The sequence below is a fragment of the Rhodopirellula maiorica SM1 genome, assembly GCF_000346295.1.
Taxonomy (GTDB): Bacteria; Planctomycetota; Planctomycetia; order Pirellulales; family Pirellulaceae; genus Novipirellula; species Novipirellula maiorica.
Genome location: NZ_ANOG01000268.1, coordinates 23,031 through 31,190, shown reverse-complemented (window position 1 = coordinate 31,190; position 8,160 = coordinate 23,031). Strand labels below are relative to the sequence as shown.

Here is an 8,160-nt window from a genome sequence, read left to right as displayed (position 1 = left end):
CCCCCTGTGGTTGCCAAAGTCGATGGCTTTGGGGGCAAGCCCGGCGAAAGCGAGGGCAGCCAGACTTTCAGCACACATAAATCGCAGGTGCCGAAAGGCGACGCTGTGAAGCATTTCGTAGCGAAACTCGCAGAGAGTTTCGGGTTTACTCGTGCGGCCGAAAGTCTCTGCGACTTTCGCTACAGCGATCAGGGGCATGGAATTTGTCTACGGTGTGATTGCCTGAAAGAAATTATAGATCGGGCGGCCAGGGACATAGACTTTTGGTCGGACCACGACCGGTGCAGGCGCGACGGGTGCAACATAGGCCGCTGGCGCTGCGGGAACCGCGGGCGAGTACGATACCACCGGGGCGACCGGCTGTGGGTCGTAGAGCGTCGGTCGCTGAACCACCACCGGCGACGTCACGACCGGGGCCGCAACGGGCGAATAGTTAGGTCTGGCGACCACCATCGGGGCAGCGGCAACCGGCTGCACGACTGGCCGATACAAGATCACGTCCTGGGCAAACGCCGTTGATGTGGCGACGAAAACACTGCCTAACAAGAAAGCAAAAATTCGCGTACGCATTTTCAAAAGACTCTCACATTGAAGGTATCGGATTACGAAGCTGGCAGGAATCTTTGGGTGGAATCCCGTTAGCCGTTTGGGGCAACGCTGTTTAGGTTTACCAACAGGCAGTTGGAGATGGGTTGCAAAACATGTGCCGTGTCGCGGACCTAAAAATCTTACGCTGAGATAATTTACTGCCAAAATGGCCAAACGAATCATCGTCCCGCGGACGATGTGTCGACCGCATTCGTACTGGCGTTGCGAATTTTCTTTGACCGTCCTTCGGTCCACATCTGCAACCCCTCGAGCCGCTGTTTGCCACGTTCAAAGTACACCGGAGTCAGCGTTTCCCAGTGACGGGCAAAACTCTGTTCTCGAGTGGTCTGCCAATTATCACGTGGCGACACGATCTGCATCGAAATGAGCATCTCCATGATCTCAGACGCAATCGCCTGGTGCCCAGGAATCGTTGGATGCACGTGATCCAGTAGAACGTTATCGCCGGGAATTCCTCCGAGGCTGAGTGATTCAAAACGCTGACGCGCTGCCACGATTGGTACATCGCGATCCTGTGCCGCTTGTCGCAGCACATTTCGGTTCGCCGTCACGATCCGTAGCGGACAGATGTCTTCGTCATTGGCAATTTGCAGATGCTTCTTCGCTCGCTCGAATTGTTTATTGTCAAGCAACAGGAGTCCCAATTGATAGTGTAAACCGGCGTGCTGAGGATTAATGGCGACGGCTAGCTCGAGTTTTTTGATCGCTTGTTGTCGGTCGCGAGTAAACATATCGCGAGCTTCGGCAATCAGTTGCTGACAACGTCTCTGGTCGGCGTCACTGATCCCGCCGGTGTCTTGGCTTTTGAAGGGCGGACAATCTCGCAGGTTCACAGGCAGGTCGACCAACACGATCGGAACCGCAGCGGCATCCGCCATTTGGATCATGCGGTGCAAGTTATGTCGAAAGTGGGTTACCACCGCTTGGCTCCAATTCGCATCGCGATGATAAGCCGCTAGCCCGCCTTGATAATCCAGCAGCGCATCGACCTCGGTCGCTAGTATGTTTTGAGCTTCGCTATCGCTGGTCTTTTCTTGGTTAGAGGAGTCTCGGCGAGAAGAGGCAACAAGCTGCTGAACCCATTGGGTTACTCGCAGCCGGGTCATTCGCTGATAAGCCCCCGCGATGCTGTCCGGCACTTGTTTGATTCCGGCGTACGAACGATCTTCGAGAAATTCGTTGTGCCCGGTGGCCAACACGATCAGATCGGGTTCATGCTGCAGCATCTCTTCGAGGATCGGGACCAATCGATAGCTAGCGTAAGACACGCCGCCGCAATTGATCACTTCCCACTGCGTCGCCGGGTCGGCCGCCTGCAGACTAAGTTGCAACCACGTGGTAAATGAGGTTTCGATCGAATACGGTCTGCCTTGAACCGTGGATCCTCCCAAACACACGATCCGAAATTCGCTGGGCTGTTTCGAGATCGCGAACGACTCGGGTTGAAAGTACTCAATCCGATTAGCGGCCATGACCCAATTTCGCTGATCCTCGGATGGCACGAACAAAGGACGCACGTTTTGAAAATCAACAAACGGATCATGCAGTTCGACGCGCGGCTGCCAATCCATCATTCTTAGCGACACTTCAAAGAGAATCAGCGGAACCAGACCCACGAGGACCGCCAGGACGCGAAACAGCCAACGTCTCGGAGAAGAGACACGTCGGCGTCTGGGGGGCAGCGTGTCACTCATGGTTGTCGGGCTTCGATCCTTCAGAAAGGTTCATCAAATTGGACATGGCAAACCCAGTATAAACCGTTTTGCCAAAGTCGTATCCCTCCGAGGTTCAGACTCTTGCTCGGTTGGCGTTTTCGGCGGCGCTGTTTCTGTCACCTCAGGCAAAGAGTCGCTACAATCCGCATTCCGGATCCTGATCTTCCCACTTTCAACACAAAATTTAACGGTACGTGTGATGCGATTCTGTCACTCTGCGAAGGCTTACGGACTGTTTCTATGCATTTGGCTTGTCATGCCGTGTTTTGTTGTCGCAGCCGATGCATGGCCGCAGTTTCGCGGTCCTAATGCCGACGGCGTCGTCACCGACGCAAATGATCTTCCGACCGAGTGGACGGCCAGCGAAAATGTGGCCTGGAAAACAGATATTCCTGGACGCGGATGGTCGTCGCCCATCGTTTGGGAAAACCGAGTCTTTTTGACCACCGTCATCAACCACGGCGATGGTGAAGAGCCCAAGAAGGGGTTGTATTTCGGTGGCAATCGGCCTGAGCTGCCTGCATCGGAACATGAGTGGGTCGTGATCTGCTTGGATTTGAACAGCGGTGATGTGCTTTGGAAAAAACAGGTTCGTAAGGCATCACCGAAAACATCGATCCATCTCAAAAACAGTTATGCATCGGAGACGCCCGTCACCGATGGGGAACACGTTTACGCGATGTTTGGCGGAGTGGGTGTTTACTGCTTTGACATGGATGGCAACGAAGTTTGGATGCACAACCTCGAGCCACGTAAAACGCGATACGGCTGGGGAACGGCGGCGTCACCGGTTTTGTTTGGCGATCGGTTGTATGTGGTCAACGACAACGACGAAGATTCTTACTTGATGGCGTTGGACAAACGCACAGGCGAACAAATCTGGCGGACTCCGCGAGAGGAAAAGAGCAATTGGTCGACACCTTACATCTGGGAGAACGAATTGCGTCGCGAGATCGTGACACTGGGTTCGGGAAAAGTTCGCTCGTATGATTTGGATGGTAACTTGTTGTGGTCTTTGACCGGCATGTCGAGCATCACGATCGCGACGCCTTACCAGCACAACGGGTTGCTCTACATAAGTTCCGGGTACGTCGGTGACAGCGATCGACCACTGTACGCGATTCGTCCCGGCGCCGAAGGCGACATCTCGCTCGAGGGAACCGAAACCGCGAACGAATCAATCGTCTGGAGTCAACCGACCGGGGCGCCGTACAACCCGACCACGATTGCGTATGAGGGAGTCGTGTATGTGTTGTATGACCGCGGCTTGTTTGCGGCCTATGATGCCGCCGACGGTTCCGAAATCTACTCCAAAGTCCGAATTCCCAATGGAGGCGAGTTCACGTCATCGCCGTGGGCTTATGGCGGCAAGATTTTCTGTATCAACGAAGACGGCGTCACCTCGGTGATCAAGGCCGGCACGGAGTTTGAGTTATTAGGCAGCAACCCGTTAGCCGAGGACGACATGGCGATGGCGACGCCTGCGATCGCAGGCGACCGACTACTGATCCGCACCGCCACGCGAATCTACTGCATCCAAAAGTAGATACCATTGTTAGAATTCAGTGTGCTGGCGGATCAACACAGAAGATGGTGCAGTCAAGGAACTTCGAATTGATTCCGTTGCGACATTCGTCGAAACATGAATCGACTTGCGCGCGTAGGCAACGCAACTCTTGACGGCTTGTCGATTTAATCGTCTAGGCACCGGGTCGTGCGCGGGACCCGGCCGCTCACGAGAACGTCCGGCTTAGGGTGACTCTAACAACTCGCATTCGTTCTTTTTTTGAGGCCGGAGGCCGGTACAATTCATGCCGGTGGTGTTAACCACCGGTTTAGAATGCAGCAAATCCAAGGCCGGAGGCCGACACATTTACTCAGTCATTGTGTCGGCCTCCGGCCTTTGCAGCTCATTCGCTACATCCCGTGGCCTGACGGCCACGGCAGAAATTGTATCGGCCTCTGGCCTAAGCCGGACGTTCTCTCACGCGTCGCGGCTCAATAAATCAACAAGCCGCCAATGGCTTATCGATTTAGCGGTTAAACGAAGCATGCTAAAGTCTGGATGCGTTTCGCTACGACTTTTTGGCGATGGTGTTGGCTAATTTGGGGTGCGAGAACACGCCTTTGATCTGGTCCACTGAGGGTGGTTTGACAAGATGTAAATCGAAGCCGGCCGCACGCGAATTCTTGCGATCTTCCTCTTGTCCATAACCGGTCAGGGCAACGAGTAAGACATCGTCAAACTCGGGTTGCTGGCGGATTTCGCGAGCGACTTGATGGCCGTCCATTCCCGGCAATCCAATGTCGAGAAAGACGACCTGAGGCTGGAAATCGTTGATATTCGCCAACAGTGTGGGGCCGTCGGCGGCGGTCTCGACTTCGTGGTTGCCCACTTTCTTTAGTAACGCCTTGAGCAACCAAGCCGCAGACCGATTGTCATCGACCACGCAAATACGACAGGCGGCTACCTTGGCGACATCACGAGGCGTTGGTGACGAGCGAAGGGTGGCTTCGACAAGCGGCAGACGCACGACAAAGGTACTTCCATGGCCGAGTCCGTCGCTATGGGCGGACACGGATCCCGAATGCATCTCGACCAGTCGTTGTACCAGCGTCAAGCCAATTCCCAGTCCGCCTTGGGATCGATCGAGCGACCGCGACGACTGGGTGAACAAATCAAACACTTGCGGCAAAAGCTCTTTTTCGATTCCCACCCCCGTGTCGCGGACCGTAACCACGGCAGTGTCCTCATCACGCTCGACGATCAAATCAATCTTGCCTCCAGGATCCATATACTTGGAAGCATTGGTCAACAGGTTTTCGATGACTTGGACGATTCGTACCGGATCCGCGTTTAGGTACATCGGCTCGGTCGCGTTTTGGACGGTCAATTTTTGATGCCGGTGTTCAATGGTCGATTGGACCGCATGCACCGATCGCTTGATGAGGTCCGCCAAACCAGTTGTTTCTTTGCGAAGTTCCACTTTGCCTCGCATGATCCGCGACACATCCAACAGATCGTCAACCAGTCGCACGACATGTTCGACTTGGTCTTGCATCAATTCCACGATCTCGCGATGGCTAGGCGAGTCCATCGCCAACAGATCGAGTCCGCTGCGAATCGGGGCAAGCGGATTTCGCAGTTCATGTGCCAGCATCGCAAGAAACTCATCCTTGCGACGGTCGGCTTCACGAACCTGTTGGTATAGCAGTGCGTTTTGAATCGCGATCGCCGCGCGGTGGGCAAGGTCCGCAGCCATCACCAAGTCCGTTTGGCTATAGCGACGTCCCGATTCGGCAACGACAAAAGTTACCACCCCCAACACCGACTCTTTAACACGCAAAGGCACGCACATGTAAGACGTCAGCGACAATTCTCGCAGCATCTGCAAATGCTCGTCGTCCACTGCGACATTTTGCAATAACGCGTCGGGGATCTCCGTCATCAACTCGGCCTCGCCCGATCGCAAAACTTGCATCACTCCGTATTCGGCATCAGGGCGGGGCGGATAGCGACGATGCAATTCATCGGCGATCGCAACCTTTTCGGGATCCACATGCGCCACCGCCAAACGCTGCACCGTCCCATCGGCTTCGAGCATGTCAACGGTGCACCAGTCGGCAAAATTGGGAACCGACAGACTGGCGATTTTTTGTAGCGTCGATTTGTAGTCGACCAGCGTTGACAACGACTTGCTCGACTCGGCCAAAAACCGTAGCGTCTGCTCTAATTGCTTTCGCTCGGTGACATCCGAACAGATGCCGATCATCCGCACAGGGTTGCCGCTATCGTCACGAAACACTCGCCCGCGTGATTCGAGCCAATGCACGCTGCCATCGGGCCACACGATGCGGTACTCGAGATGATGTAAGTTTCCTTGTTGCACCGTATTTTGGATTCTCGTCAAAACACGCTCGCGATCGGCCGGATAGATATCGCGTTGGAACGCGTCGAACGAGCCTTCGAAACTTCCTTCGGCGATTCCATGGATCTTTTCCAAGGTCGATGACCAAATCACTTTGCCACTCGGAATTCTCCACTCCCAACTTCCCATGCGGCCCGCGTCAAGCGCTAGCCGAAGACGCTCTTCGCTGTCAACAAGTTCCCGTTGGCTGAGCCGAAGTTGGTTCTCGGCATGATCGCGCTCGAGAAACTGGACCAACTGTGAAACCACCGTGCCCATCATCTCGATCAGATCTTCATCCGAAGATCGTACGTCGCCACTATACAATTCGATGACGCCCAAAAAAGCATCTTCGCTGCCGATCGGATAAGCCAATGCGGCGTGCAACGTATCGGGAATGTCGTCGTGCTGGCGATCAAACCGATCGTCCGCGGCGATGTCACAGATCCAAGCCGGTTCGCCGGTATGCCAAACGTATCCGGCGAGATTCTGCCCACGTTCGCAGGTGGGGCGATTGGTTTCGTCCAACGCTACGGCGTGATTGGATTCGTGCGAACACCAAGCGTGACGAAGTTGCAAAAAATCTTGATCCGGCAGCGCACTCCAAAAACGCACCGCATCCCATCCCAAGATGTCTCCGAGCACCGCTAAGATTTCTTTGATCGCTTGATCCGTATTCTTTTTGTCCGCGATCACCTGAGTGACGGCCATCCGCGCATTACGCCGCAATTCAGAAGCCTTTTGTTTTGAAATATCACGATCGATGGCGGAAGCACCGACCACATTCATCTCGCTATCAAGGATGGGTGAGATGCGGATGGCAACAGGGACCGATCGGCCATTCTTTCGCAACCGAATCGCTTCAAACGGTTCCACTCGTTCGCCTTGTTCGACGCGGCCAAGCGTACTGAAAAACTCTTCCTTGCCTGTTTCTGGCACGATCGACGACAAGATCGATTGCCCCACGGTTTCCTCAGCAGAAAAGCCGAACAATCTTTCCGCTCCGGCGTTCCAGTCGGTTACGATGCCAGAGAAAGTAAGACCAAGAATCGCATCTTCTGACGAATCGACCAACGCCGCCAATCGTCCTTGCTCGATTTCAGCCGCGCGTCGCTCGGAAACATCTCGAAACACCAACACCACACCTAGAATCTCACCGTCGTTGTGTTGGATGGGTGCGGCGCTGTCATCGATGGGCCGCTGAACACCGTCTTTGCTGATCAAGACACTATGATTGGCAAGCCCCACGATGGCTCGTTTTCGTAGCGCGCGTGATGCGGGGTTCTCTTGGGGTTGGCGAGTCACCTCGTCGACGATCTGGAACACCGTGTCGACCGACTGTCCGACGGCGTCCACTTGCTGCCACCCCGTTAACGTTTCGGCGATGGGGTTCATAAACGTGACCATCCCCTCGGTATCCGAGACGATCACACCGTCACCAATACTCGCAAGCGTCACACGCAGAGATTCGCGTTGTGCTAACAAATCTTGCTGCAACTGCTTGCGGCGATGCATCTCTTCATTCAGATCGGCGACTTTTTGATTCAGTACGGCGAACTGCGTGGTCGATTCATCACGCGGCACCAACTTGATCATTAGCTGCGTGTTGCTGCGCTCGGGATCGTGATGCAGCAGCGCACCGTCACAGCGAAATGCCACGTCGTCACCTTGCTGCGTTTTGAACGACAAAACGCCCACAACGGGATCACGGTTCCGCGCGCAGGCACGCAGATAGTGGTTCACCTCACTTTCAGCCGTAGCTGTCAAATCCGCGAGCCGGCATCCGACGAGCGTCGGAGCTGAGATTTGGAAGCGGTGAAATTGCCGGTTGGCCGCCAGCACGATCCCATCGCGTGTGACCAGCAATGCCGCTTCGGAAAAGCGATTGGCAAGGGACGTAAATTCTTCGGGTGACATGTAGCTCGAAC

4 protein-coding genes and 1 pseudogene are annotated in these 8,160 nt (G+C 54.8%); 1 reads left to right on the top strand and 4 read right to left on the bottom strand.

All coding sequences use genetic code 11. The features are described from left to right. The 3 genes and pseudogenes from RMSM_RS42445 to RMSM_RS08525 all read right to left on the bottom strand — a co-directional run. A pseudogene (locus RMSM_RS42445) lies at positions 1-198 on the bottom strand (hypothetical protein); the annotation flags it as partial. Positions 199-207: 9 nt separating this feature from the next. After that, positions 208-570: a hypothetical protein gene (locus RMSM_RS08530; protein ID WP_008694221.1), complete on the bottom strand. Its 363-nt coding sequence runs from the start codon at positions 568-570 to the stop codon at positions 208-210. Between the two features lie 197 nt (positions 571-767). Continuing rightward, positions 768-2,303 (bottom strand): SGNH/GDSL hydrolase family protein, encoded by a 1,536-nt coding sequence (locus tag RMSM_RS08525; protein ID WP_144057489.1) that lies wholly within the window; start codon positions 2,301-2,303, stop codon positions 768-770. 277 nt (positions 2,304-2,580) lie between these two features. Here RMSM_RS08525 and RMSM_RS08520 point away from each other — a divergent pair, with 277 nt between their 5' ends. After that, positions 2,581-3,870 (top strand): outer membrane protein assembly factor BamB family protein, encoded by a 1,290-nt coding sequence (locus tag RMSM_RS08520; protein WP_160168261.1) that lies wholly within the window; start codon positions 2,581-2,583, stop codon positions 3,868-3,870. Positions 3,871-4,399: 529 nt separating this feature from the next. On the opposite strand, the gene RMSM_RS08515 is transcribed toward RMSM_RS08520, so the two are convergent. Continuing rightward, positions 4,400-8,149 carry a PAS domain S-box protein gene (locus RMSM_RS08515; RefSeq protein ID WP_008694217.1) on the bottom strand — a complete coding sequence of 1,250 codons (3,750 nt, stop codon included), beginning with the start codon at positions 8,147-8,149 and terminating at the stop codon, positions 4,400-4,402. Positions 8,150-8,160 lie beyond the last annotated feature (11 nt).